The sequence below is a fragment of the Aeromicrobium halocynthiae genome (genome assembly GCF_039531385.1).
Classification (GTDB): domain Bacteria; phylum Actinomycetota; class Actinomycetes; order Propionibacteriales; family Nocardioidaceae; genus Aeromicrobium; species Aeromicrobium halocynthiae.
Map to the genome: position 1 here is coordinate 242,517 of NZ_BAAAPY010000001.1, position 22,384 is coordinate 264,900.

At 72.0% G+C, this 22,384-nt stretch carries 27 protein-coding genes and 1 pseudogene; 12 read left to right on the plus strand and 16 right to left on the minus strand.

Translation table 11 applies throughout. The annotated features are described in order from the left end of the window. Positions 1-161 precede the first annotated feature (161 nt). From ABD213_RS01110 to clsA, 8 genes are all read right to left on the minus strand, one after another. Entirely contained in the window at positions 162-638 is a 477-nt protein-coding gene (locus ABD213_RS01110) for a bifunctional nuclease family protein (protein ID WP_344323283.1), read from the minus strand. Between the two features lie 2 nt (positions 639-640). Then, on the minus strand, positions 641-1,348 hold the full coding sequence (gene ftsR, locus ABD213_RS01115) for a transcriptional regulator FtsR (RefSeq protein ID WP_344323285.1): 708 nt from the start codon (positions 1,346-1,348) through the stop codon (positions 641-643). Then, positions 1,345-1,782: an FHA domain-containing protein gene (locus ABD213_RS01120; protein WP_344323287.1), complete on the minus strand. Its 438-nt coding sequence runs from the start codon at positions 1,780-1,782 to the stop codon at positions 1,345-1,347. Before ABD213_RS01120 ends, ftsR begins: the two co-directional genes overlap by 4 nt. An 81-nt stretch (positions 1,783-1,863) precedes the next feature. Next, positions 1,864-2,241, minus strand: a complete 378-nt coding sequence (gene gcvH, locus ABD213_RS01125) for a glycine cleavage system protein GcvH (protein WP_344323290.1) — start codon at positions 2,239-2,241, stop codon at positions 1,864-1,866. A 20-nt stretch (positions 2,242-2,261) separates the two neighbouring features. Further along, the gene (locus tag ABD213_RS01130; RefSeq protein ID WP_344323292.1) at positions 2,262-2,990 is read right to left on the minus strand and encodes a DUF881 domain-containing protein; all 729 of its coding nucleotides are present in this window, start codon (positions 2,988-2,990) and stop codon (positions 2,262-2,264) included. Next, positions 2,983-3,315: a small basic family protein gene (locus tag ABD213_RS01135; protein WP_344323295.1), complete on the minus strand. Its 333-nt coding sequence runs from the start codon at positions 3,313-3,315 to the stop codon at positions 2,983-2,985. The genes ABD213_RS01130 and ABD213_RS01135 overlap by 8 nt, the downstream gene beginning before the upstream one ends. Beyond that, positions 3,312-4,112, minus strand: a complete 801-nt coding sequence (locus ABD213_RS01140; RefSeq protein ID WP_344323297.1) for a DUF881 domain-containing protein — start codon at positions 4,110-4,112, stop codon at positions 3,312-3,314. The genes ABD213_RS01135 and ABD213_RS01140 overlap by 4 nt, the downstream gene beginning before the upstream one ends. Continuing rightward, positions 4,109-4,687, minus strand: a complete 579-nt coding sequence (gene clsA, locus ABD213_RS01145) for a cardiolipin synthase ClsA (RefSeq protein WP_344323299.1) — start codon at positions 4,685-4,687, stop codon at positions 4,109-4,111. The genes ABD213_RS01140 and clsA overlap by 4 nt, the downstream gene beginning before the upstream one ends. Positions 4,688-4,905: 218 nt before the next feature. Here clsA and ABD213_RS01150 point away from each other — a divergent pair, with 218 nt between their 5' ends. Next, entirely contained in the window at positions 4,906-5,523 is a 618-nt protein-coding gene (locus ABD213_RS01150; protein WP_344323301.1) for a superoxide dismutase, read from the plus strand. Positions 5,524-5,575: 52 nt separating this feature from the next. On the opposite strand, the gene ABD213_RS01155 is transcribed toward ABD213_RS01150, so the two are convergent. Together ABD213_RS01155 and ABD213_RS01160 are read right to left on the minus strand one after the other, a co-directional pair. After that, on the minus strand, positions 5,576-7,534 hold the full coding sequence (locus ABD213_RS01155; protein ID WP_344323303.1) for a bifunctional copper resistance protein CopD/cytochrome c oxidase assembly protein: 1,959 nt from the start codon (positions 7,532-7,534) through the stop codon (positions 5,576-5,578). After that, on the minus strand, positions 7,531-8,049 hold the full coding sequence (locus tag ABD213_RS01160) for a copper resistance CopC family protein (RefSeq protein WP_344323306.1): 519 nt from the start codon (positions 8,047-8,049) through the stop codon (positions 7,531-7,533). The genes ABD213_RS01155 and ABD213_RS01160 overlap by 4 nt, the downstream gene beginning before the upstream one ends. A gap of 76 nt (positions 8,050-8,125) precedes the next feature. On the opposite strand from ABD213_RS01160, the gene rocD reads away from it, so the two are divergent. Then, entirely contained in the window at positions 8,126-9,337 is a 1,212-nt protein-coding gene (rocD, locus tag ABD213_RS01165; RefSeq protein WP_344323308.1) for an ornithine--oxo-acid transaminase, read from the plus strand. Between the two features lie 9 nt (positions 9,338-9,346). Continuing rightward, a complete protein-coding gene (locus ABD213_RS01170; protein WP_344323310.1) occupies positions 9,347-9,772 on the plus strand; it encodes a hypothetical protein in 426 nt (141 codons plus the stop codon). Position 9,773: 1 nt separating this feature from the next. On the opposite strand, the pseudogene ABD213_RS01175 reads toward ABD213_RS01170, so the two are convergent. Further along, a pseudogene (locus ABD213_RS01175) lies at positions 9,774-10,568 on the minus strand (spermidine synthase). Between the two features lie 118 nt (positions 10,569-10,686). Here ABD213_RS01175 and ABD213_RS01180 point away from each other — a divergent pair. From ABD213_RS01180 to ABD213_RS01205, 6 genes are read left to right on the plus strand one after another with little or no spacing between them, the layout of a single operon-like run. After that, positions 10,687-11,862 (plus strand): glycosyltransferase family protein, encoded by a 1,176-nt coding sequence (locus ABD213_RS01180; protein WP_344323312.1) that lies wholly within the window; start codon positions 10,687-10,689, stop codon positions 11,860-11,862. Continuing rightward, positions 11,852-13,078 (plus strand): glycosyltransferase, encoded by a 1,227-nt coding sequence (locus ABD213_RS01185; RefSeq protein ID WP_344323316.1) that lies wholly within the window; start codon positions 11,852-11,854, stop codon positions 13,076-13,078. Before ABD213_RS01180 ends, ABD213_RS01185 begins: the two co-directional genes overlap by 11 nt. Beyond that, the gene (locus ABD213_RS01190; RefSeq protein WP_344323318.1) at positions 13,075-14,208 is read left to right on the plus strand and encodes a glycosyltransferase family 4 protein; all 1,134 of its coding nucleotides are present in this window, start codon (positions 13,075-13,077) and stop codon (positions 14,206-14,208) included. The genes ABD213_RS01185 and ABD213_RS01190 overlap by 4 nt, the downstream gene beginning before the upstream one ends. Beyond that, entirely contained in the window at positions 14,205-15,971 is a 1,767-nt protein-coding gene (locus ABD213_RS01195; RefSeq protein ID WP_344323320.1) for an ABC transporter ATP-binding protein, read from the plus strand. Before ABD213_RS01190 ends, ABD213_RS01195 begins: the two co-directional genes overlap by 4 nt. Next, the gene (locus tag ABD213_RS01200) at positions 15,968-17,110 is read left to right on the plus strand and encodes a phosphotransferase (protein ID WP_344323322.1); all 1,143 of its coding nucleotides are present in this window, start codon (positions 15,968-15,970) and stop codon (positions 17,108-17,110) included. Before ABD213_RS01195 ends, ABD213_RS01200 begins: the two co-directional genes overlap by 4 nt. Then, positions 17,107-18,123 (plus strand): hypothetical protein, encoded by a 1,017-nt coding sequence (locus tag ABD213_RS01205; protein ID WP_344323324.1) that lies wholly within the window; start codon positions 17,107-17,109, stop codon positions 18,121-18,123. The genes ABD213_RS01200 and ABD213_RS01205 overlap by 4 nt, the downstream gene beginning before the upstream one ends. On the opposite strand, the gene ABD213_RS01210 is transcribed toward ABD213_RS01205, so the two are convergent. Further along, a complete protein-coding gene (locus ABD213_RS01210) occupies positions 18,110-18,337 on the minus strand; it encodes an RNA-binding S4 domain-containing protein (RefSeq protein ID WP_344323326.1) in 228 nt (75 codons plus the stop codon). The genes ABD213_RS01205 and ABD213_RS01210 overlap by 14 nt on opposite strands. Positions 18,338-18,387: 50 nt before the next feature. On the opposite strand from ABD213_RS01210, the gene ABD213_RS01215 reads away from it, so the two are divergent. Continuing rightward, the gene (locus ABD213_RS01215) at positions 18,388-18,756 is read left to right on the plus strand and encodes an RNA-binding S4 domain-containing protein (protein ID WP_344323329.1); all 369 of its coding nucleotides are present in this window, start codon (positions 18,388-18,390) and stop codon (positions 18,754-18,756) included. A gap of 16 nt (positions 18,757-18,772) precedes the next feature. On the opposite strand, the gene ABD213_RS01220 is transcribed toward ABD213_RS01215, so the two are convergent. The 3 genes from ABD213_RS01220 to ABD213_RS01230 are packed head-to-tail and all read right to left on the minus strand — an operon-like array spanning position 18,773 to position 20,539. Continuing rightward, entirely contained in the window at positions 18,773-19,174 is a 402-nt protein-coding gene (locus ABD213_RS01220; RefSeq protein ID WP_344323331.1) for an NUDIX hydrolase, read from the minus strand. Positions 19,175-19,184: 10 nt separating this feature from the next. Continuing rightward, on the minus strand, positions 19,185-19,775 hold the full coding sequence (locus ABD213_RS01225; RefSeq protein WP_344323334.1) for an LOG family protein: 591 nt from the start codon (positions 19,773-19,775) through the stop codon (positions 19,185-19,187). Next, positions 19,772-20,539 carry an inositol monophosphatase family protein gene (locus tag ABD213_RS01230; RefSeq protein WP_344323336.1) on the minus strand — a complete coding sequence of 256 codons (768 nt, stop codon included), beginning with the start codon at positions 20,537-20,539 and terminating at the stop codon, positions 19,772-19,774. The genes ABD213_RS01225 and ABD213_RS01230 overlap by 4 nt, the downstream gene beginning before the upstream one ends. Before the next feature lie 64 nt (positions 20,540-20,603). On the opposite strand from ABD213_RS01230, the gene ABD213_RS01235 reads away from it, so the two are divergent. Next, positions 20,604-20,894 carry a hypothetical protein gene (locus ABD213_RS01235; protein ID WP_344323339.1) on the plus strand — a complete coding sequence of 97 codons (291 nt, stop codon included), beginning with the start codon at positions 20,604-20,606 and terminating at the stop codon, positions 20,892-20,894. A 5-nt stretch (positions 20,895-20,899) separates the two neighbouring features. After that, positions 20,900-21,517 (plus strand): LysE family translocator, encoded by a 618-nt coding sequence (locus tag ABD213_RS01240; protein ID WP_344323341.1) that lies wholly within the window; start codon positions 20,900-20,902, stop codon positions 21,515-21,517. Between the two features lie 98 nt (positions 21,518-21,615). Here the strand turns inward: ABD213_RS01240 and ABD213_RS01245 are convergent, their stop codons facing one another. Then, entirely contained in the window at positions 21,616-22,344 is a 729-nt protein-coding gene (locus ABD213_RS01245) for a TetR/AcrR family transcriptional regulator (protein ID WP_344323343.1), read from the minus strand. Positions 22,345-22,384: the final 40 nt, after the last annotated feature.

Here is a 22,384-nt window from a genome sequence, read left to right on the forward strand (position 1 = left end):
CACTGCCTTCCAGACGATGGTGTGTCAAGACTACCGCTGAGGAACTACACGCGTGTGGGTTCGGCAGCAGTCTCAAGGTAAGGCTGAGACTTAGGTCGGTCAACTACCGAGTGGGCGCGTCGCGGCAGCAATCGCGCCCGCGGGCCCGTCAGCGGCTCGGCTCAGGGTTCGAGCCCGGTCTCGAAGTCCTCCGGGTCGATGGCGTCGAGGAACTCGCGGAACTGCGCGACCTGCTCATCCTCCTCCTGCGGGGAGGGCAGACCGGCGACCTCGAGCACGTCCTCGGCGCACACGATGCGACGCGAGGAACGAAGGGCCAGGGCGATGGCGTCGGAGGGACGGGCGTCGACCGACGCACCCGAGGCGAAGACCAGGACCGCGTAGAAGATGCCGTCGTCGACGTCCACGATCCGCACCTCCTCGAGCTCGTCGCCCAACGCCTCGACCACGTCGCCCAGCAGCTCGTGCGTCAGCGGACGCTCCGAGTCGGCGCCTTGCTGGGCCAGCGCGATGGCCGACGCCTCGACCGCGCCGACCCAGATCGGCAGCACCCGCGTCCCCTCGCACTCGCGCAGCACGATGACCGGCTGGTTGCTCGGCTTCTCCACACGGACGCCGAGGACCTCGACCTCTCGCACCGTCAGTCCCGCAGGCGCTCGCGGACGAGCACGGTCTGCAGACGCACCGCCAGGGCCGCGATCTGGGCCACCGTCTGCGTCCGCTGGTCATCGCGCGCGACCGGCCCCGCCGCCTGCTCGAACAGGGACGCCTGGCGGTCCGCGGCCGTGGCGACGTGACGCAGGTGGCGCGGCTCCAGACCGAAGTCCCCGAGCTCCTTGACCACCGAGGCGATGACGAGGTCGTCACCGTCGTAGTAGCGCTGGCTGGGCCGGCGCCGGATCAGGCCGTGCTCCTCGATCGCCGCCAGGAGGTCGTCGCCGATGCCGGCGGACTCGCAGACCTCCTGCCGGCTCAGGCGCAGCTGGCTGCGACCCTCCCGGAACGTCGCGGGCGTCGGCATGCCGTCGTCGTCGACCGCGACGTCCGGGACGCGCGTCAGGGACCCGAGCTCGGCCTGCGGCACGAGCCCCCTGTCCATGTCGTCGAGGAGCTGACGGATGGCACTGAGGGGCCAGAACTTCCTCTGCTGGCGCAGGATGAAGCGCAGGCGCTCGACGTCGTCGAAGGAGAACTTGCGGTACCCGGAGGGAGTGCGCTCGGGCTCCAGCAGCCCCTCGTCCTCGAGGTAGCGGATCTTGCTGATGGTCAAGGAGGGGAACTCCTGGCGGAGCTCCTCGAGCACCTTGCCGATGCCGAGCCGTTCCGCGCGCGGCGCGGGCTCGCTCACGCGCGGGCCGCGCCCGGGCGCGCGAAGTAGATGAGTCGGTACTTGCCGAACTGCACCTCGTCGCCCCCGCTCAGGGCCACCACCGACTCGATCCGGTCGCGGTTGACGTACGTGCCGTTGAGGCTGCCGAGGTCGGAGACCACGAAGCCCGTGTCGGTGCGCGTGAGGGTCGCGTGGCGACGCGACACGCTGATGTCGTCGAGGAAGATGTCGCTGTCCGGGTGACGCCCGACGCTCACGTGGTCGGTGTCGAGCAGGAAGCGTGCGCCGGCACCCGGCCCGCGCTGGACGAACAGCATCGCGCTGCCGAGGGGGAGGTTCTCCACCGCGTCCACGTCGGTGGCCGACATCTCCTCGGTGTCGGCGTCGATGATCGGGATGTGCGTCGTCTCGTCCGACGAGGGCCTCGGATGCTTTCCGTCACCGGTGGTCATCGACCGTTCCCTCCTGCAATGGTTCTCCGCGGCCGTGCGGCCGATGCCTCCAACCTAGCACCCGGGCAGGCCGCTCCGGGGTCAGGACGAGACGAGCGAGGTGTACTGCTCCGGGGACAGCAGACCGGCGGTGGGCTCGTCGTCGCTGGGACGGATCTTGAGCAGCCAGCCCTCGCCGTACGGGTCGGAGTTGATCACCTCGGCGGCGCCGTCGAGCGACTCGTTGCGCGCGACGACCTCGCCCCCGATCGGGGAGAAGATGTCGCTGACGGACTTGGTCGACTCCAGCTCGCCGACGACCGATCCGGCCTCGAGGACCTCCCCCACGTCGGGCAGGTCGACGTAGACGATGTCGCCGAGCTGGTCCTGGGCGAAGTCCGTGATGCCGACGACCGCGATGCCGTCGTCGAGGCGCACCCACTCGTGCTCCTCGCTGTAGTGGAGGTCCTCAGGGATCACGCGTGCTCCTGTTCGTGAGGTCAGGGCGCGGACGCGTCCTGACGGGGATCGGGACGAGCGTACTCGGGCGAGCGGACGTCGGCGAGAGCGGTGATGGAGACCGACTCGACGGCCGTCACGGACGCGGTCGCACCGCGCGAGGAGATCCGTTCCAGCACTCCCCCGCGGAACTCCAGGGCGTCGGTCATGGTCTGCGGGTCGCCGATGGCCTCGACGACATACGGCGCCACGACCTCGCGCCCCCCGACGCGGACGCCACCGTCGTCGTCGAGGAAGTAGGTCTGCGCCACGACGCGCGCCGTGCCGTTGATGACGATCGCCTCGGCACCTGCGGACCGCAGCTCCTCCACGACGTCGAGCAGGAGCCCGGCGTCGACCTGCCGGTCCGGGTCGTTGATGCGCAGGCGGACACCGGGGCCGCGCGCACCGACCGAGCCCGTGACGATTGCGAGCTGGTCGGCGCTCAGCTCGGCCTGACGTCGCGCCTCGTCCGGGTCGTCGCGCGACGCGAGCAGCTCGTCGCGCGTCCGCGTCAGCTCGTCGACCTGCTGGGCCAGCCGGTCGTTCGCGGCGTCGACCGAGCGCAGCAGCTCCACGAGCTCCACGCCCCGCAGGCTCGCGAAGTCGTCGTCGTCGCGTCCCGGCCCGATCTGCACGGTGGCGGCGAAGCCCAGCAGCCCGATGAGGGCACCGACGGCGAGGCGACCACGCACCGACTCGCGCCGACGACGTCCCTCGGGCTCAGGCATGGAAGATCTGACGCCGGATCGCGGCGGCGTTGGCGAAGATGCGGATGCCCAGGACCACGACGACCCCGGTCGAGAGCTGCGAGCCGACGCCGAGCTGGTCTCCGAGGAAGACGATCAGCGCGGCGATCACGACGTTCGAGACGAACGAGATGACGAAGACCCGGTCGTCGAAGCGACGCTCGCCGAGCGCGCGGGCGCCGCCGACGACGGCGTCCAGCGCCGCGACGATCGCGATCGGGAGGTAGGGCTGCAGCCACAGGGGCACGTCTGGCTGCAGGTACAGGCCGAGCGCGATGCCGGTGAGCAGACCGGCCACCGGGATCATCGTGCCTCCTCGAGTGCCTCGGCGAACTCGAGCGACGCTACCCGGTCGTCGGCCTCGAGCGCGAGGTCCTCGGCCGCGCGGACGTCGATCCCCAGACCGTCGTCCTCGGTCCGGGCGTCCAGGTATCGTCCTGCAGAACCGGCCCGGAAGCGCTGCTCCAGGACGCTCGTGTCGCCGATGGCCGAGACGGTGATCGGCGAGGCGAGGGGGACGTAGTTGACCTGGACGACACCCTCGGCGCTCGTGACCGCGCTGAGGGACGTGATGCGCAGGCCGTCGACCGCGATGGCCTCGGCGCCGGCGTACCAGAGGCCGTTGAGCACGACCCGCAGGTCGCGTGCGCCGACCCGCGGCGCGTCGCCGACCGGGACCTCGGCGTCGGAGAGCTCCACGACCAGGCCGGGCCCGCGCACCGGCACGGAACCGCCGAGCGAGGGGGCCTCGCCGGTCCGTCGTCCGTCGAGACCGTCGGCGTCGCCGAGGGAGCGGACCTCCCGGTCCAGCCGGGCCAGCACCCCCTGCAGCGTCGCGACCTCGGCACGCCCGGTGGCGATGTCGGTGATCATGGCGCTGCGCTCCTGGATGCGCTCCGGCCGCTCCGCGGACCCCTGGAGCGCCGCGAGGGTGACGAGAGTGGCGAACAGCACCATGACCGCCCCCACCGTGAGGGTGTTGGTGGTCCGGCCGTCCCGGGGCTCACCGGCCCGCACCAGGTAGTAGTCGTCGTCGAGTGCCGAGTCGGCGATCTCGTCGAGCAGTCCCTCGGCCCGGCGGCGCCCCGTGAGGTGCGCAGTCATGACGTGCGGAGCCGCTCGGTGGTGGAGATGAGCTTGCGCACCTGGAAGGCGTAGAGGATCCCGGCCCACCAGTACAGGCCGACGCCCCAGATCGCGAAGGCCCAGCCGAAGACCTGCGCGAGGTCGGCCACCGTCCCCGTCCCGTCGCCCAGCAGCAGCAGCGGGAAGGCGTAGAGCAGGCCGGCCGTCGCGGCCTTGCCCAGGAAGTGGACCGGCAACGAGCTGTAGCCACGCGTGCGCAGGAAGGGCACGAGGCTGAAGAGGAACACGTCGCGAAGGGGGAGCACGACGGCGAGCCACCACGGGATGATGTCCCTGAGCGCCAGTCCGATGACGACCGCGAGGATGAACAGTCGGTCGGCGACGGGGTCGAGGATCGCCCCGATCCTGGAGGTCTGACCGAGCCGGCGGGCGAGCTTGCCGTCGAGGTAGTCCGTGATGCCGGAGACGACGAGCACACCGAGCGCGAGGACGTCCAGCTCGGGACCGAGCACGAGCCACAGGAAGAGCGGCACGAGAAGGATGCGCACGACGCTGAGGAGGTTCGGGATCGTCACGATCCGGTCGTCGGCCACGTGATTCCTTCCTCCTGCGTGTCGTGCCACGTCAACCCGACGCGCCGACCAAGCCTAGGACATCGGTACCGAGGACGGGTGCTCGGCGCGCTGGCACGCAGCGGGACGTCGCCGGGTGCCGGACACGCTCTTGCGCCGGGGGCGCAGCCTGACACACTGACGACAGACGAAGGTTTCTTTCACCGCGGGCCCGACGGGCCCCAGCACGAGGAGGACGCGTGGCCGACTACACCCTGCCCGATCTGCCGTACGACTACGGAGCACTGGATCCGCACATCTCCGGCAAGATCATGGAGCTGCACCACAGCAAGCACCACCAGAACTACGTCAACGGCCTGAACACGGCGCTGGAGAAGCTGGCCGCCGCGCGCGACGCGGACGACTTCGGCACGATCAACATGCTCGAGAAGAACCTCGCGTTCAACCTGGGTGGGCACATCAACCACTCCATCTTCTGGAAGAACCTGTCCCCCGAAGGCGGCGACAAGCCGACCGGCGAGCTCGCGGCGGCCATCGACGAGCACTTCGGCTCCTTCGACGCCTACCGCGCGCAGTTCGAGCAGGTCGCGCTGGGCATCCAGGGCTCCGGCTGGGCCATCACGGCGTGGGACACGTTGGGCCAGAAGCTCGTGATCGTGCAGCTGTACGACCAGCAGAGCAACATTCCGGCAACGCTGGTGCCGATCTCCCAGCTCGACATGTGGGAGCACGCGTTCTACCTCGACTACCTCAACGTCAAGGGCGACTACGTCAAGGCGTTCTGGAACATCGTGAACTGGGCCGACGCCCAGGAGCGCTTCACCGCAGCCACGAGCGGCGGTCAGATCATCTTCTGATCTGCCGACCTGCCGATGACGGCGCCTCGCTCCCCCTCGGAGCGGGGCGCCGTCATCGTGTGCGGCTGCGCTCCTGCTGTTCGGACATCGCCTGGAACCGGGCGTTGTAGGCCGCGAGCGCGGCGTCGTCGTCACGATCGGCCTGCCGGTCGAGCCGGGCGGCCTCACGCTGGTCGCTGCGGAACCACTGGACGAGCAGCGCGAGCATCACGATCACGAGCGGCACCTCGCCGAGCGCCCAGGAGATGCTGCCGCCGACGTACTGGTCACGCAGCAGGTCGGTCGAGAAGGGCCTGTTCAGGGCTGCCCAGTAGTCGGCCGCCAGCACCTCGCCCGAGGACATGATCGCGATCGAGAAGAACGCGTGGAAGGGCAGCGTGATGAGCAGCAGCGCGAAGCGCATGATCGGAGGCAGGCGGCGCGGGGCCGGGTCGATGCCGATGATGCTGTAGTAGAAGAGGCACCCGACGAGCAGGAAGTGCACCTCCATGGCGGCGTGCCCCCAGTGCGCGATCATCAACGTGTCGAACAGCGGCGTGAAGTAGAGCGCGTACAGGCTGCCGACGAACAACACCGGCGGGACGACCGGGTGGGTCAGGACGCGCAGGACGCGCGAGTGCAGGAACGACGTCAGCAGTGTCCGCGGTGAGACGTCGCCCGGCTGGCGTGGACCCGGCAGCGTTCGCAGCGCCAGGGTCACGGGCGCGCCGAGGACGAGGAAGATCGGCGCGACCATCGAGAGCAGCATGTGCGAGACCATGTGGGCGCTGAACATGACGTGGGAGTAGACGCCCAGCCCGCCGATGGTGGCCCAGGCGACGATCGCCATGCCGGCGAACCACGCGAGCGTGCGCCCGAGCGGCCAGTCGATCCGCCGCGACCGCAGGGACACGAGCCCGCGCACGTACAGCGCCAGCCCGAGCCCGACGACGGCGAGGCCCACGCCGTCGGGCGAGAAGCCCCAGGCGAGGGCCCCGACCGACGGGGCCGGTGGCATCGGTCCGCCCAGGAGCTGCTGTGACTGGGTGGTGAGGATCTCGCCCACGGGGGTGGGCGTGCGTGCCAGGGCAACGGACAGGCCGACCGTGATCGCCATGATCGCCAGCTCGAGCACCGCCACGGGCAGGAACCGCGCTCCCGAGGCGAGGATGCGTCGACGCTGCACGACCCCGAAGCCGGCGAGGGACACGAGAGCCACGACCTTGGCGGCGACGAGCCATCCGTAGGTCGAGCTCCACAGGGCCGCCGGCTCCCCCAGCCGGACGGCGGCGTTCGTGACGCCGGAGACACCGACGACCACGAAGGCCCAGAGGGCGAGGGTGGAGAAGCGTCGCAGGGCCGGCTCGAACCGCTTGGACCCGCGCCACGCGACCCAGGCGAGGGCGGCCAGGCCCCCCACCCAGGCAGTGACGCCCACGAGGTGCAGGAAGAGGCTCACTGCGGCGAGGTCGTGCGAGCCCGACTGGGCCGAGTGGCCCGTGAAGGCGATCGGGACGAAGGAGGCGAGCACCAGTCCGAGCAGCACGGACACGGCCCGCAGCGACAGGGTCCACCGCAGGGCGACCGCCGTGGCGGCGCCGACGACCGCTTGGAAGATCAGGACCTGTCCGGTCGACGTCCCGAGCAGCTCGGTGACCAGCGGCAGCGTGAACGTGCTCAACGGTCGAGCGAACGTGTCGGCAACCGTGAACCAGAACACGACGAGGCTGCCGACGGCCCAGACCCACGCGAGACGGGATGCGGCGCGGGTGGCGTCGACTGAGAGTCCCTGCAGGTCGTCGGCCGACGACGGCAGGAGCGCCACCGCTGCCAGCAGCAGGCCGACGACGAGCACGACGGCCATCTGCACCACGTAGGTGCTCAGCGGCAGGCCCCATCCGACGACCGGCCCGGCGTCGGCGATGCCCTGAGGAGCCGCCTGGGGTGCTCCACCACCGACCGAAAGCGCGACGACGAGCGACGCGGTGCCGAGCAGGAAGGCGGCCAGTCCCGACCGCACGGGGACGCTCACGCTGAGCTCCGCCGTAGGAGGGGCGCCACGACGAGGCCGACCGCGACGACGGCGACCAGCCCACCCCACAGCAGGTGCTCGCGATGGCGGTGCACGAAGCTCTCCTGCGCGACCGGCACGGCTGCGGGGCGCGCGACCTGCTCGCCCTCGGTGACGGTCACGGCGTACTGACCGCTGACCGGGTGGCCGTCGACGGAGACCACGCGGTACGCCACCACGAAGTCGCCGCGTGCCGTCGACGAGTCGAGGTCGGCGCGCACGAACCGGTCGTCGACGCGGGTCGACGTCACGGGCACGGCCTCGCCGTCGGGCGCCGTCACGGCGACCTCCGCCGACGAGCCGATCGGCTCGTTGAACTCGAGCTCGACCGAGCGCGGCAGCGCCGACAGGTCGGCGTCCGGCTCGGGGTCGCTGCCCACCAGGGCCGCGTGGCCGGACGCGGGCACGACGACCAGCCCGGCCAGGAGCAGGCCGAGCAGCAGGAGCGGGACCGTCACCCGTCGAGCAGTGCGCACGACCTCCATGGTCCCCGATCGGCTCAACCGCGCGCTGCCCACCCCTGGGCTGGAAGGCTGCCGTTACCGTGGACCCATGGCCGACACCGCTGTCACGTCCTCCATCATCACGCTCGACGAGCAGTGGGGAGCGCACAACTACCACCCGCTCCCCGTCGTCATCGCCGAGGCCGAGGGCTCCTGGGTCACCGACGTCGAGGGCAACCGCTACCTGGACTTCCTCTCGGGCTACTCGGCCCTGAACTTCGGGCACCGCCACCCGGACCTCGTCGCGGCGGCGCACGCGCAGCTGGACCGGCTGACGCTCACGTCGCGGGCCTTCCACAACGACCAGTTCGGTGCCTTCTGCCGTGAGCTGGCGACGCTCACCGGCACCGAGATGGTCCTGACGATGAACACCGGCGCCGAGGCCGTCGAGTCCGCGATCAAGGTGGCGCGCAAGTGGGCCTACCAGGTCAAGGGCGTCGCCTTCGACTCCGCCGAGATCATCGTGGCCACCAACAACTTCCACGGTCGCACCACCACGATCGTCTCCTTCAGCGACGACCCGGTGGCGCACGACAACTACGGGCCCTTCACCCCCGGGTTCGTCACCGTTCCGTACGGCGACGCCGAGGCGGTGCGCGACGCGATCGGCCCGAACACCGCCGCGGTGCTCATGGAGCCCATCCAGGGCGAGGCAGGCGTCATCGTGCCTCCGGACGGCTTCTGGCGCGACGTCCGCCAGGCGTGCGACGACAACGACGTGCTGCTCATCAGCGACGAGGTGCAGTCCGGGCTCGCCCGCACCGGAGAGATCTTCGCGCTCGACCACGAGGACGTGCGTGCCGACCTCTACACCCTCGGCAAGGCGCTCGGCGGTGGGATCATCCCGGTCTCGGCCGTGGTGGGGCGCGCCGACGTCCTCGGTGTCCTGACTCCGGGCAGCCACGGCTCGACGTTCGGCGGCTACCCCGTCGCGTGCGCCGTCGGCCGCGCCGTGGTCGAGCTCCTGAGCACCGGCGACTTCCAGAAGCGGTCCACCGACCTCGGTGCCCACCTGCACGCACGCCTCGGCGAGCTCGTCGGCCACGGTGTCGTCGAGGTCCGCGGCCGCGGACTGTGGGCAGGCGTCGACATCGACCCCGCCGCCAAGACCGGACGGGAGGTCTCGATGGCGCTGCGTGACCAAGGTGTCCTGTGCAAGGAGACCCACCACCGCACGCTGCGCATCGCTCCCCCGCTCGTCATCACGCGCGAGGAGATCGACCACGCGGTCGACGCGCTCGCCGCAGCCCTGCGAGCCTGACGGCCACCCGTGCTGGAGATCATCGGTATCGTCCTCGCCGGTCTCGCGCTGGGCGTCGTCGCCGTGCTGCTCACGGGGGTGGTCCGGCTGCGTCGGATGCGCTCGCGCCACCGCGAGCGTCTCGCCGTCATCGCTCCCACGCACTCCGCGCCGGCGGCGCTGTTCGGCCTCGCCTCGGACGGAGCGCACCAGACCCGGGGCGTCGGCACGGTCGCGATGTCGGACACGCAGCTGATGTTCGTCCAGCTCGTCCCGGATCGCGAGGTGCTGATCGAGCGGAACGACATCACCTCGGTCCAGCTGACCCGGACCTTCATGGGCAGCACCGCCACGCGCGACCTCGTCGTCCTCACGTGGGAGGCCAACGGCCTCGGGGACGCCGTCGCGCTCTCGATGGACGACGCCGACGGCTGGCGATCCCGGTTGGACGCCTGACTCACCCGAAGTGGGTCGCCCCGCCCGGTGGTGGTGGCGACCACTGCGTGTCCTCGTCGGTGAAGGGAGCGCTCGCCCCGAAGCGCGACGCGACGTCGTCCGGTCCGAGCACGCGGTACGGGAAGGTGAGGCGGGCGGCGCGGCGTTCCCAGTCCCGCCACGACAGGTCCGGTCCATCTGCCACCAGCAGGACGTTGCCCCTACGCCGGCCCTTGAGTGTCGCCGGGTCGATGCCGACGACGACGTCCCCGATCGTGCGACGCAACCCGGCCACCACCCGGCTCGACCACCGGAACGGCGCCCCGTCGGCAACGTTCATGACGAGCACCCCCGTCGGCCGCATGACGCGTTGGAGCTCTGCAAGGAACGACGTGGTCACCAGGTCACCCGGTACGCGAGCGCCCACGAACGCATCGACCACCACGACGTCGGCGTGATCGTCGGGCATCGCGGCGACGCCTCGGCGTCCGTCGACCGGGCGGACCTTGATCCCGCTGCGGCGCGGGAGCGGGAGCTCCGCGCGCACCAGGGCGGTGAGGTCCTCGTCCGGCTCCAGCACGATCTGGGCGGTCCCCGGTCGCGTCGCTCAGACGTAGCGCGCGAGCGTGAGGCCCGCTCCCCCGACGTGGACGATGCGCATCCGGTCCACGGCGCGCACCGAGTCGACGACGTCGGCGATCCTGCGGACGTAGGGGAAGTCCAGGTACGTCGGGTCGTCGAGGTCGACATAGGACTGGTCGGCTCCACCGACACGGACGGAGAAACCCCCGGGCCGGTCCCGGTCGGGAACGATCATCGCCGGCGGCCCGGGCACGTCCTCGCTCACATGAGAATCCTCTCATCCTCACCTCACGTTCACCTCACGCTCACCGTCGAGGATCGGGACATCGACCGACGAGAGCAGGGGGACCACCATGAGCCACCGGATCCTGTTGTACTCCCACGACTCCGTGGGACTCGGGCACGTGACCCGGAACCTCGAGATCGCCCACGCGCTCGCCGGGGGACTCCCCGAGCTGACCGGTCGGCCCGTCACCGGACTCCTGGTCACCGGTCAGGCGAGCGCCACCGAGCGCGCCATGCCGGTCGGCTGGGACTGGCTCGTGCTGCCGGCCGTCTCCCGCACCGGCGACGGCTACGCTCCCCGTCATTTGCGCACCGGTCTCGACGAGCTGACGTCGATGCGCAGCGGTCTGATCGGCGCCGCAATCGCCGAGCTCGGTCCTGACCTGCTGGTCATTGACCGGCACGCCCTGGGCGTGGAGCGCGAGCTCGAGCCGGCGCTCACCCGGCTGCGTGCCCAGCACCCGCACTGCCGCGTCGTGCTGGGCCTGCGCGAGGTCCTCGACTCCCCCGACGTCGTCGCTCGCGAGTGGGAGCGCATCGGCGGAGTGGGCACCGTCCGCCGACACGTCGACGAGATCTGGGTCTACGGCGATCCGCAGGTCCACGACCCGGTCGCGACCGGTGAGGTGCCCGCCGGCCTCGCCCACCTCGTCCGCCACACGGGGTACCTGTCACACGGACGGCACGGTGGCCTGCTCGACGGGAGCAGCGAGCGTCCTGCGGACCCGTTCCTGCTGACCGTCCTCGGTGGCGGCTCCGACGGTGCCGAGCTGGCGCAGCTGGCGGCCCGTGCCGCCGTCCCCGCGGGGCACGAGCACCTGCTCGTCACCGGACCGCAGATGTCGCAGGAGGACCGGGTCCGCGTCCAGGCCTGCGCCACCCCACGGACCCGCGTGGTCGAGGCCGTCCCCGATGCCGCCCGTCTCGTGCGCGAGGCGGCCGCCGTCGTCTCGATGGGTGGGTACAACACCGTGTGCGAGCTGCTCGCGACGTCCACGCCGTCACTCGTCGTGCCGCGGGTACGCCGCAGGCACGAGCAGCTGATCCGCGCCCGGTCCCTCGCCGATCGCGGGCTGGTCGACCTCCTGCACCCGGAGACCGCCACCAGCCACGCCATCTCGACGTGGTGGTCCCGCGTCACCGGTCACCACGTCGAACGTGGCGACATCGACCTCGACGGACTGGCCAGGGTCCCCCGGCTCGCCGCCGACACGCTCGTGGAGGAGAGCTCCCATGCCATCTGAAGCACCGGTCACCGGTTACGTCCTCAAGATGTACCCGCGCTTCTCCGAGACGTTCGTCGTCACCGAGATCCTCGCGCGCGAGGCCGCCGGGGAGCGACTCGTGATCTTCTCCCTGCGCCCGCCGACGGATCCGCGCTTCCACGCCGAGCTCGCGCGCGTGCAGGCGCCGGTCATCCACGTCGAGCGGCCGACGAGGCCACTCGCAACGTGGGAGGTCCTGCGCACCGCCCTCGACGCGGGGCTTGACGTCGCACCACACCTGCACGAGCTGGCGGCCGCCTCACCCGACGACGCTGCCCAGGCGCTCACGGTGGCGACGCAGGCTCGCCGGCACGGGGTGAGGCACCTGCACGCGCACTTCGGGTCGATGTCGACGACGATCGCGCGGCTGGCCGCACAGGTGGCCGGTCTGCCCTACTCCTTCACGGCCCACGCCAAGGACATCTTCCACGAGGACGTCGACGACCAGGACCTGCGACGCAAGCTCGCCGACGCCCACCACGTCGTCACGGTCAGCGACTTCAACCTGCGCCACCTCACCCGGAGGTTCGGCCCGGTGGTGACGCAGCGCCTGCACCGCGTCTACAACGGCCTGGACCTCCAGCGCTTCCCGTACCGGCCCCGCGCCCCGCGCGGCGCGGTCCTGCGGATCGCCGCAGTGGGACGCCTGGTGGAGAAGAAGGGCTTCGAGCTGCTGCTGCGCGCCGTCGCCCGCCTCGGGGAGTCCGGGACGGCGGTGCACGTCGATGTCGTGGGTGGTGGGCCGCTCGAGACGACCATCGCGACGCTGCGCGACGAGCTCGGGCTCGGCGACGTCGTCACGATGCACGGTCCGCTCCCACAGGACGACGTCTCGGCCGTGCTCGCGGCGGCCGACGTCTTCGTCGCCCCCTGCGTCGTGGGGGCCGACGGCAACGCCGACGGGCTCCCGACCGTGCTGCTGGAGGCGATGGCCACGGGTGTCCCGTGCGTCGCGTCCGACGTCACCGGCATCCCCGAGGTCATCCTCGACGGCGAGACCGGACTCCTCACCCGCACCGGCGACCTCGAGCACCTCGTGCAGGCACTCGGTCTCGTGGCGTCGGCCGGCTTCGATCCCGCGCCGATGACGGCCGCCGCCCGGGCCCTCGTCGAGCGCGAGTTCGACGCGGAGCGGCTGGCCCGCGACCTCGCGTCCCTGGAGCGTGCGACCGAGCTCGCCCGAGGAGCCGCATGAGCCGCCTCGCGTACCTCTGCACCGACCCCGGCATCCCCGTGTTCGGCACCAAGGGTGCCTCGGTCCACGTCCAGGAGGTCGTCCGCTCGTTCCGTGCCCTCGGCTGGGACGTCACGGTCTACTGCACGCGTCGAGGCGATGTCGTCCCGTCCGACCTGGCCGACCTGCGCGTCGTCGAGCAGCGGGTCGCCAAGGGCTCGACCGTGGAGCGCGAGCGCCGTGTCGCGTCCGCAGCCGCGGTCCTGGCCGACATCGCCGTCCAGGACGGCTTCGACCTCGTCTACGAGCGGTACTCGCTGTTCGGCACCGGCGGGGCTCGAGCTGCCGCTGCCGCCTCACGTCCGCTCGTCGTCGAGGTGAACGCGCCGCTCGTCGACGAGCAGGGCAGGCACCGTGAGCTCGTGGACGCCGCAGGGGCGTGGTCGGCCACCCGCCGCACCTTCGTCGCCGCGGACCAGCTGGTCTGCGTCTCCGAGCCCGTCGCCTCCTGGGTGCGGGCCCTCGTCGACGACGACCGCACGGTCCGGGTCGTCCCGAACGGCGTCAACACCCGCCGGATCACGCCGCCCGCCACGGAGCCCGAGCCGTTCACCGTCGGCTTCGTCGGCACGCTCAAGCCCTGGCACGGCGTCGAGGTGCTCGTCGAGGCCTTTGCCCGCGCCGCCCGCCCCGACTGGAGCCTGCTGCTCTGCGGTGACGGCCCCGGCCGTGGCGAGCTCGAGGCTCTCGCCCGCCGTCGGGGCGTCGACGTCACCTTCACCGGGGCGGTCGCGCCCGCCGACGTCCCCCGGCACCTCGCACGGATGTCGGTGGCCACCGCTCCCTACCCCGCCGCCGACGGCGACGACCACTACTTCTCACCGCTCAAGCTGTACGAGTACTTCGCGGCCGGCCTGCCCGTGGTGGCCTCCCGCATCGGCCAGACCGCCGTCGTCGTCCGCGACGGGGAGAACGGCCTCCTGGTCCCCGCCGGCGACCCCGATGCCCTGGCGGCTGCGTTGACGCGCCTCAGCGAGTCGTCCGGTCTGCGTTCGCGACTCGGTGGCACGGCACGCTCCGACGCGGTCCGCGACCACGACTGGCTCGGCGTCGTGGGCGGCGTGCTGGCGCACGCGGGGGTGGCGGCATGAGACGCACCCTGACGATGGTCCGACCGCACCTGCGTCAGCACCGCTGGCTCGCACTCGGCGGCATCGTCGCCCTGCTGTTCGACGTGGTGTTCCGCATCCTCGAGCCGTGGCCGGTCAAGTGGGTGGTCGACAGCGTCACCGCCTCGCTGGGCGCCGACCTGTCGGCGGCCTCGGGCGTCCGCCCGACCACGGCGTCGTTCCTCGTGCTGTGCGGCATCGTGCTCGCGCTCGTGATCGCCGGACGCGCGCTCGCCAACTACCTCAGCACGGTCGCCTTCGCCTTCGTCGGGTCGCGGGTCGCCACGTCGCTGCGCGCCCGCGTCTTCGCCCACGTCCAGGGGCTCTCGCTGCGGTACCACGCCACCGCCTCCCACGGCGACACCGTGCAGCGCCTCGTGGGCGACGTCGGGAGGTTGCAGGAGGTCGCCGTCACGGCCGGTCTTCCGCTCGTCGGCAACGTCCTGACGCTCGTCGTCCTGACCGGCGTCATGCTGTGGATGGATCCCGTGCTGACGCTCGTGCTGCTCGCCGCCGGCGCCGCCTACCTCGCGGTCTCGCGGCACAGCTCGCCGCGCATCACCCAGGCCTCACGCCGCACCCGCCGCGGCGAGGGGACGCTCGCCGGCACGGCGTCGGAGGTGCTGTCCGCCATCCGGGTCGTGCAGGCCTACCGCCTGGAGAACACCGTCGCCCGCGAGTTCGCCGCTGGCAACGAGGTGGCGCTCAAGGACGGCATCGAGGCGCGCAGGCTCGCCGCCGGGCTTGAGCGCCGCACCGACGTCATCGTCGGCGTCGCGACGGCCGTCGTGCTGGGGGCGGGCGGCTGGCGCGTCGTGCAGGGCGTCATGACCCCGGGTGACCTGGTGCTCTACTTCATGTACCTCAAGATCGCGATGAAGCCCCTGCGCGACATGGCCAAGTACACCGGTCGCATCGCGCGCGCCACCGCCTCCGGTGAGCGCGTCGCCGACCTGCTGGAGCAACGGCCCGACGTCGAGGACGCGCCCCACGCCCGTCCGCTCCCGGCCGTGCGTGGCGACGTCATCGTCGCGTCGCTGTTCGCCGAGGACGGCCGAGGGCGGCCGCTGTTCCGCGGCCTCGACCTGCACGTCATGGCCGGCCAGCGCGTCTGCCTGCTCGGCCCGTCGGGAGCAGGGAAGTCGACCCTCGCGTCCTACCTCCTGAGACTCGCCGATCCGCGTGACGGCGGCATCCTCCTCGACGGCCACGACGTGCGCGACGTTACCCTACAGAGCCTGCGCTCCCAGGTCTCGATCCTGCTGCAGGAGTCGGTGCTGTTCGCCACCACGGTGCGCGAGAACATCCGCTACGGCCGACTCGACGCGACCGACGCCGAGGTGGAGGTGGCGGCGCGCCGCGCCGGCGCACACGAGTTCGTCACGGGTCTGCCCGAGGGCTACGAGACCGAGCTGGGCACACGGGGCGACACCCTCTCGGGTGGTCAACGTCAGCGCATCGCCATCGCTCGCGCCATGTTGCGCGACGCACCGATCGTCCTGCTGGACGAGCCGACCACCGGGCTCGACCCGGCCACGGCGTTGCAGGTCCAGCGCTCGATCGACGAGCTGACGCGGGGGCGGACGACGATCGCCATCACGCACGACCACGCCCAGGTGCGCGACTGCGACCGTGTGCTCTGGATGGAGCACGGCGAGATCGTCGAGGACGGTCCGCCCGAGGTCCTCCTGCGCGACCCGGGGAGCCGTCTCAACGCCTGGCTGCGGGAGCAGGTGCCTGCATGAGGACCTCGATGCTGTCGCTCGACGACCGGGCGTTGGCCGGACGCGATCCCGCCCTCACCGGTCTGCCAGTCGTGCTGTCCGACGTGCTGCTGTCGGACCTGCTCGGGGAGGACGTGCACACCACCCGGGTCCGGTACAAGCCTGGTCGCAGCATCGTCGCTGCCTGGAGCTCTGCGGACGGGACCCGCCACGGCTGGGTCGGCAGTCACCAGGACCCGACCAAGCTCGACAAGGCCGTGATGGCGGCCGAGCGTGTCGGGTCGTGGGCGCTCGTGCTCGACCCCGAAGGCCATGTGGTGGCCACGGACGTCCTCGGGGACCGCGCCACCGGACAGGCACTGCGCGCGATCCGCCGACGGCGTCCCGACCTCCTCGACGACGCACAGCATCCGCCGACGCTGCTGCGGCACAACCCGTCGCGACGTCAGGTGTGGCGCTGCCGCGACCTGGTGCTGCGCGTCGGAGCCGAACCGGTCGCCCGGCGGCACGCCCTCGCGGCCACCCTGGAGGCCCACGACGTCCCGGTGCTGCGACCACGCCCGGTCGACGGCTCGGCCACCGCCGAGCTACTCCCGTGGTGGGGACGGGGAGATCTCGCGGGACTCCCCGGCGGCGGCGCCGCCGCCTCCGCGGGTCGAGCCGTCGCGCGTATGCACGCGATGCCGGTTCCGCGTGGACCACGAGGGCTGGGGGCTCCGGCCTGGGTCTGCGCCCTGGTGGACGTCGCGCCGGCGTGGCGGGACCGCGTGCTCGCGCTTCGCAGACGTGTCGACAGGGCCCTGCACGCCCTGCCGCACCGCCCGGCGGTGCGTCTGCACGGCGACCTGTCTCCCGACCAGGTGCTGGTCGACGGCGGGGACGTGCGACTCATCGACCTCGACCGGGCCACCGTCGGCGCCCCCGAGCAGGACCTCGGATCGTTCGTGGCAGCAGCCCACCTCGAGCACCGTCACGCGCTCGTCGCGCCGTTCCTTGAGGGGTACGCCGCCGCCGGCGGCACCTACGACCGCTCCGCACTCGCGACGTGGCAGGCCGTGAGCCTGGCGCAGCGCGCCATCGAGCCGTTCCGCTCCCGCGAGGCCGACTGGTCACGGCGTTCGGCCGAGATCCTCGCCGACGCCGAGCAGGTGCTGCCGTGAGGGTTCCCCGCGACGTCGAGGCCGACGGCGTCCTGTGGACCGTCGAGCGTGCCTGGCCGGACCGTGGCTCCGTCGCCCTCGAGGTCTCCCGCCCCGGTGTTACCCACCGGCGTGCCGGGCACGTGACCGCCAGGGGCGAGGTCCGACTCCTGCCCGCGGGCGAGGACCCGCGTCTGCCGGCCCTGGAGCGCGAGAGTCGCGGCGGCGCGGTCGTCTCCCACCGGCCGGGACGCCGGGCCGTGGTGCGGTCCGCGTCCGGCGAGCGGTTCAGCAAGGTCGTCCGTCCCGGCCGCGGCGGGGCGCTGTCGGCTGCGGCCCGTGCGGCCGAGGTCCTCGCCGGTCACGTCGCGCTGCCCCGAGTGGTCGAGTCCGACGAGGAGCGGCTGGTGCTCTCTGCGCTGCCGGGACGGTCCCTGCTGTCGCTGGCCGACGCGCCTGCCGACCAGTGGCAGGCGGCCTGGCGAGCCTGGGCGGAGGCCTGGGCGGGGGTGGCCGCGGTGGAACCGTGGACGGCACCGGTCGTGCACGATGCCGCGGCGGAGGTGCAGGTCCTGGCCGACTGGCGGCAGAAGGCCTCCGCGGTGCTGGACGACGCCCACCTCGCCCTGCTGGACATCGCCGTCGCGGACGTCTCGGCACGGCTGCGCAGCGGTCGACCCGCGCCGGCCGTGCCGTGCCACCGCGACCTGCACGACCAGCAGGTGCTCTGGCACCCCGACCACGGCATCGGCCTGCTCGACGTCGACACCCTCGCCGCCGGCGAGGCAGAGCTGGACCTCGGCAACCTGCGGGCCCACGTCGCGCTGCGACGACGTCAGGGGCTCACGTCGACCGAGCAGGCCGCCGTGGCCCTGGAGCAGGTGGACTCGGTGGCCGAGCGGAGGCGGATCGACCCGCGACGGTTGCGGACGTACGAGGACGCCGCGACGGCGCGACTCGTGTGCGTCTATGCGTTCCGGCCGCGCTGGCGCGACGTCGCCCTGGACCTGCTCGACTCGCTCAGCGGACGGTGAGCGTGGTCGTCCCGACCGGCGTCACGACCTCCACGACGTCACCGCGGTGGAGCTGGCGACCACGGCGGGTCTCCACCTCGCCGCGGACGTGCACGTCACCGGCGGTGATCATCGCGCCCGCGTCGGCACCGGACTCCGCGACCCCGGCGAACTTGAGCAGCTGTCCCAGTCGGATCATGTCGCCGGTGATGGGCACGTCCTCGACCTGGTCCATGGCTCCACTCTGCCATTCCCGCCTGCGCCCTGGGCGATAGCCTCGACGACGTGGAACCGACCAGCGTGCGCACCGACGTGTGGGTGTGGTCCGTCCGGCTCTTCCCGAGTCGCTCGGCAGCCGCGGCGGCGTGCAAGGGCGGTCAGGTGCACGTCAACGGCAAGCGTGCCAAGCCGTCGGCGTCGGTCCGCGCGGGTGATCGGGTCGAGGCCACCACGCCCGGTGGCGCGCGCGTCGTCGTGGTGACCCGGCTGCTGTCCAAGCGGGTCGGCGCCTCCGTGGCGGCGGAGTGCTACACCGACCAGTCCCCGCCGCCACCGCCGCGCGAGGTCCGGGTCGCGATGCCGCGGCGCGAACCGGGCTCCGGTCGCCCGACCAAGCGCGAGCGGCGCCAGATCGAGCGGCTCCGCGGTCGCTGACCCGCCGGCGCAGCGATCACCGGAGCAGCGGCAGGAGGGCTCGGACGCTGAGCGGCGCCATGACGACGTCACCGGGGTCCGCCGGGTCGATCCAGCGCGCCTCCTCGATCTCGGCGGCCGCTGCGTGAGCGTCGCCCTCGTGCAGCAGCACCTGCCAGACCGTCGCGCGGACACGGCGCCCCGGCTCGTTCGCGGCGTCCTCCTCGAAGATCCCGATGGGTTCGAACCGGTCCGCGGCGACGTCCAGCGCGAGCTCCTCGCGCAGCTCGCGCCGCAGGCCGTCCAGGGCCTCCTCGCCGGGCTCGAGCTTCCCGCCCGGCTGCATGAACGCCGTGGTGCCGCGCTTGCGGACCATCAGCGCATGCCCTCGCTCGTCGACCAGCAGCGCGGCGACGACCTCGATCGGCACGCCGCTCATCGGTCCCCGCTCATCGACCCGGGCGGAGCGCGCCCCACTTGTCGGTCCAGCACGGCGGATCGGCGAGGCGCTCCAGGAGGACCTCGAGGTCGCTCTCGACGGCCACGATGCCGGCCTGGCTGGCCCGCACGAACCCGTCGGCGGTCATCCGCTCCAGCAGGTCGACGAACGGGCGCCAGAAGCCACCGACGTCCAGCAGTCCGCACGGCTTGTCGTGCAGGCCGAGCTGGGCCCACGTCCACTGCTCGGTGATCTCCTCCAACGTCCCGGCCCCACCGGGCATGGCGACGAACGCGTCCGCACGCTCGGACATCCGCTGCTTGCGCTCGTGCATGGACTCCACGACGACGAGGTCGTCGACCCCGCGATGGGCCAGCTCTCGGTCGACCAGGGAGCGTGGGATGACGCCCGTCACGCGACCTCCCGCCGCGAGGGCACCGTCGGCGAGCGCGCCCATCATGCCAGCCCCGCCTCCGCCGTAGACGACGTCGATCCCACGGCCGGCGAGGGTCGCACCGGCACGGCGGGCGGTCTCGACGTACGCCGGGTCGGTCCCGGGGGTGGAGCCGCAGAAGACGGCGACCGATCGGAGTGCGCTCACGCTCGAAGCTCCTGAATGACGGCGTCGACCACGCGTCGGCCACCGGCGATCGACCACGTGTGGCCGTGCTGCTCGACCCGGGTGGCCACTCCCCCGGCTCCCAGCACGAGCGCGCACCCCGGCCACCAGTCCCATGGCGGCGTGGAGTGCTGCACCCAGCCGCCCAGACGGCCGTTCGCCACGCCACGCAGGTCCATCGAGCCACTGCCGAGCATGCGGACGGTCGCCGGCCGCCGCATGATCCGCAGCAAGGCCGGGGCCAGCGACGGGTCGTCGACCGCCCCCGGGTGCAGGTAGGTCGCAAGGCTGACCTGGTCGATCGGCAGGTCGTGCACCGCAGGGAGCGGGACTCCGTCGATGGTCGTGGGCAGGTCCGGACCGCCGACGGCGACCGTCCCACCGGCGTGGTGCGCGACGGCACCGAGCACGACGTCGTCCCCCTCCAGCAGCGCCACGGCCGAGCACCAGTAGTCCGACCCGCTGGCGAAGTTGTAGGTGCCGTCCACGGGATCGATCACCCACCGTCGTCCCGACGTCCCCTCGTGCTCGGCGCCTTCCTCCCCGAGCAGACCGTCGTCCGGTCGCTCGGCGCGCAGGCGCTCGACCACGAAGGCCTCCGCTGCGTGGTCGGCGGCGGTCACGATGTCGGAGACCGAGGTCTTGCGGTCGACGGCGAGGTCGGAGCCCGACCTCGTGCGCGCGGCGAGCGCTGCGGCGTCGCGGACGAGCTCGGTGGCGAGCTGGGCGTCGTCGGTCGGGCTCACGGGTCGAATCTAGCGAGCGGACACCGCCCCCGGAGGTCAGGGGCCTTGTACTACGGTGCGTCGTATGCGTCGTCTCGTCTCCGCGCTCGTCCTTGCGCTGGTCATCCTCCTGCCCGGTGGCCCCGCCCTCGCCGTGGACTCGCCGACGCCCTCCCCGACCACCACGACGCCGCCGCCGACCGAGCCCTCCCCCGGCCCCCCGGGTCCGACCGACGGCATCCGGCAGGTCCCGGTCGAGGACGAGGGCGCCGACCTCTACAGCGTCGCGACGATCCTGTTGTTCTTCGCGATCGCGAGCGCGGTGCTGGTGGCGATCATCCGCATCGGCATGCGGTCGGCCGACGGCGAGGACTGAGCATCGTGCACGAGCTCGTCGTCGTCGTCCCGGCGATCTTCGCCCTCAACATGGCCTTCGGTCCCAACAACCTGCTGTCGGTGACGTACGGCGCGCGCTACGGCGTCCGGTTCGCGGTCACCGCCGCCATCGCACGTGTCCTCGCGTTCGTGCCGATGATCGCCGCGAGCGCGCTCGGGCTGGGCCTGCTGCTGAGCGCCTCCGCCACCGCCTTCACCGTGCTGAAGGTGGTCGGCGCCGCCTACCTGGTCTACCTCGGCATCCGGCTCATCCGCGGGGCGTCGAGCGCCACGCTCGAGGGCGGGCCGGAGCAGGCGTCGCTGCGGGTGGCCTTCCGCAACGAGGGACTGGTCGCCCTGACCAACCCCAAGGCGATCCTGATCTTCGCCGCCGCGTTCCCCCAGCTCATCGACGTCGACCAGTACTGGTCGAGCTTCCTGTCGGTGGCCTCGGTCTTCCTCGTGCTGGAGTTCGTCGCCATCGGGCTCTACGCCCTGCTGGGACGGCTCGCGCGGACCTTCATGGCGCGCCGGCTCCCCTGGTTCCAGCGGGTCTCCGGCACCGGGATGATCGGCTTCGGTGCCCTGTTGCTGCTGGCCAAGCAGCCGGCGCGGCTCGGCTGAGCTGGCCGGCGACGTCAAGGATCCGTCATTGGTGCGATTCTGACGAGGTGTGCGACCAGTAGAGGACCAGCAGTCGCGGCTGGCGGTCGGTTCCCTGGTCAGACCATGTCCGCGGCTCCGGTGGGAGACCGGACCTCCTCGGACGCGGGAGCCGCCGCGAACCCGGCCACACCCGCTTGCGCGGCGGCTCGTACGTCGTCGGCGTCCGAGACGTCGACGAGCACCGAGCGGACCGAGGTCCATGCTGCGGAGTCGGCCAGCTCGTGCAGGTCCGCCTCGGCACCACGTGAGTGGAACCGGTACTGCAGCCCCTCGTTCAGGCTCAGCGCGGTTCGGACGTGGCCTGCAGGGTCGACGCGCGTGAGAGCGCCCTCCGCGACGCCGTCCGCCACGAGGGACTCCAGGTGCTCCACCAGTTCGGCGTAGTCGGCGTGGAAGTCGTGGAAGACGTCGGGCTGCTCGCGCGCCGCCTCCTCCAGGCTGTAGAAGTTCAGCGGCGCGGAGCACATCTGCACGACGTCCTGGTAGAGCACGATGTACAGGCGGACGGCGGCCGGGGCGTCGTGCCTCACGAGCTCGCGGGCCGCCGTGAGCGAGACGCGGTTCTGGTCCAGGATCGCCCGCAGGATCTCGTCCTTGGAGCGGAACCAGTAGTAGAGCGAGGACTGCCGCAGACCCGAGGCCTGGGCGATCTGGGTCATGCGGGTGGCATGGAACCCGTGCGCGGCGAAGAGCTCGGCCGCGGCGGTGACGATGCCCTCGCGCGGATCCTCGGCCACGACACCGCTGCGTCTCGGACGGCCCCCGGGGGCCGGAGAGTTCCCCATGGGTCGATGCTAGCGACCGCGACGCGGCCCCGGGGCGAGT

Excerpts from the sequence above, each read along its gene's own strand:
- rocD (WP_344323308.1), top strand. The coding sequence starts at position 8,126 with ATGGCCGACACCGCTGTCACGTCCTCCATCATCACGCTCGACGAGCAG.
- ABD213_RS01200 (WP_344323322.1), top strand. The coding sequence starts at position 15,968 with ATGAGGACCTCGATGCTGTCGCTCGACGACCGGGCGTTGGCCGGACGC.
- ABD213_RS01130 (WP_344323292.1), bottom strand. The coding sequence starts at position 2,990 with ATGCCTGAGCCCGAGGGACGTCGTCGGCGCGAGTCGGTGCGTGGTCGC.
- ABD213_RS01235 (WP_344323339.1), top strand. The coding sequence starts at position 20,604 with ATGCGTCGTCTCGTCTCCGCGCTCGTCCTTGCGCTGGTCATCCTCCTG.
- ABD213_RS01180 (WP_344323312.1), top strand. The coding sequence starts at position 10,687 with ATGAGCCACCGGATCCTGTTGTACTCCCACGACTCCGTGGGACTCGGG.
- ABD213_RS01120 (WP_344323287.1), bottom strand. The coding sequence starts at position 1,782 with ATGACCACCGGTGACGGAAAGCATCCGAGGCCCTCGTCGGACGAGACG.
- ABD213_RS01135 (WP_344323295.1), bottom strand. The coding sequence starts at position 3,315 with ATGATCCCGGTGGCCGGTCTGCTCACCGGCATCGCGCTCGGCCTGTAC.
- ABD213_RS01190 (WP_344323318.1), top strand. The coding sequence starts at position 13,075 with ATGAGCCGCCTCGCGTACCTCTGCACCGACCCCGGCATCCCCGTGTTC.
- ABD213_RS01185 (WP_344323316.1), top strand. The coding sequence starts at position 11,852 with ATGCCATCTGAAGCACCGGTCACCGGTTACGTCCTCAAGATGTACCCG.
- ABD213_RS01140 (WP_344323297.1), bottom strand. The coding sequence starts at position 4,112 with ATGACTGCGCACCTCACGGGGCGCCGCCGGGCCGAGGGACTGCTCGAC.
- ABD213_RS01245 (WP_344323343.1), bottom strand. The coding sequence starts at position 22,344 with ATGGGGAACTCTCCGGCCCCCGGGGGCCGTCCGAGACGCAGCGGTGTC.
- ABD213_RS01210 (WP_344323326.1), bottom strand. The coding sequence starts at position 18,337 with ATGGACCAGGTCGAGGACGTGCCCATCACCGGCGACATGATCCGACTG.
- ABD213_RS01220 (WP_344323331.1), bottom strand. The coding sequence starts at position 19,174 with ATGAGCGGCGTGCCGATCGAGGTCGTCGCCGCGCTGCTGGTCGACGAG.
- ABD213_RS01195 (WP_344323320.1), top strand. The coding sequence starts at position 14,205 with ATGAGACGCACCCTGACGATGGTCCGACCGCACCTGCGTCAGCACCGC.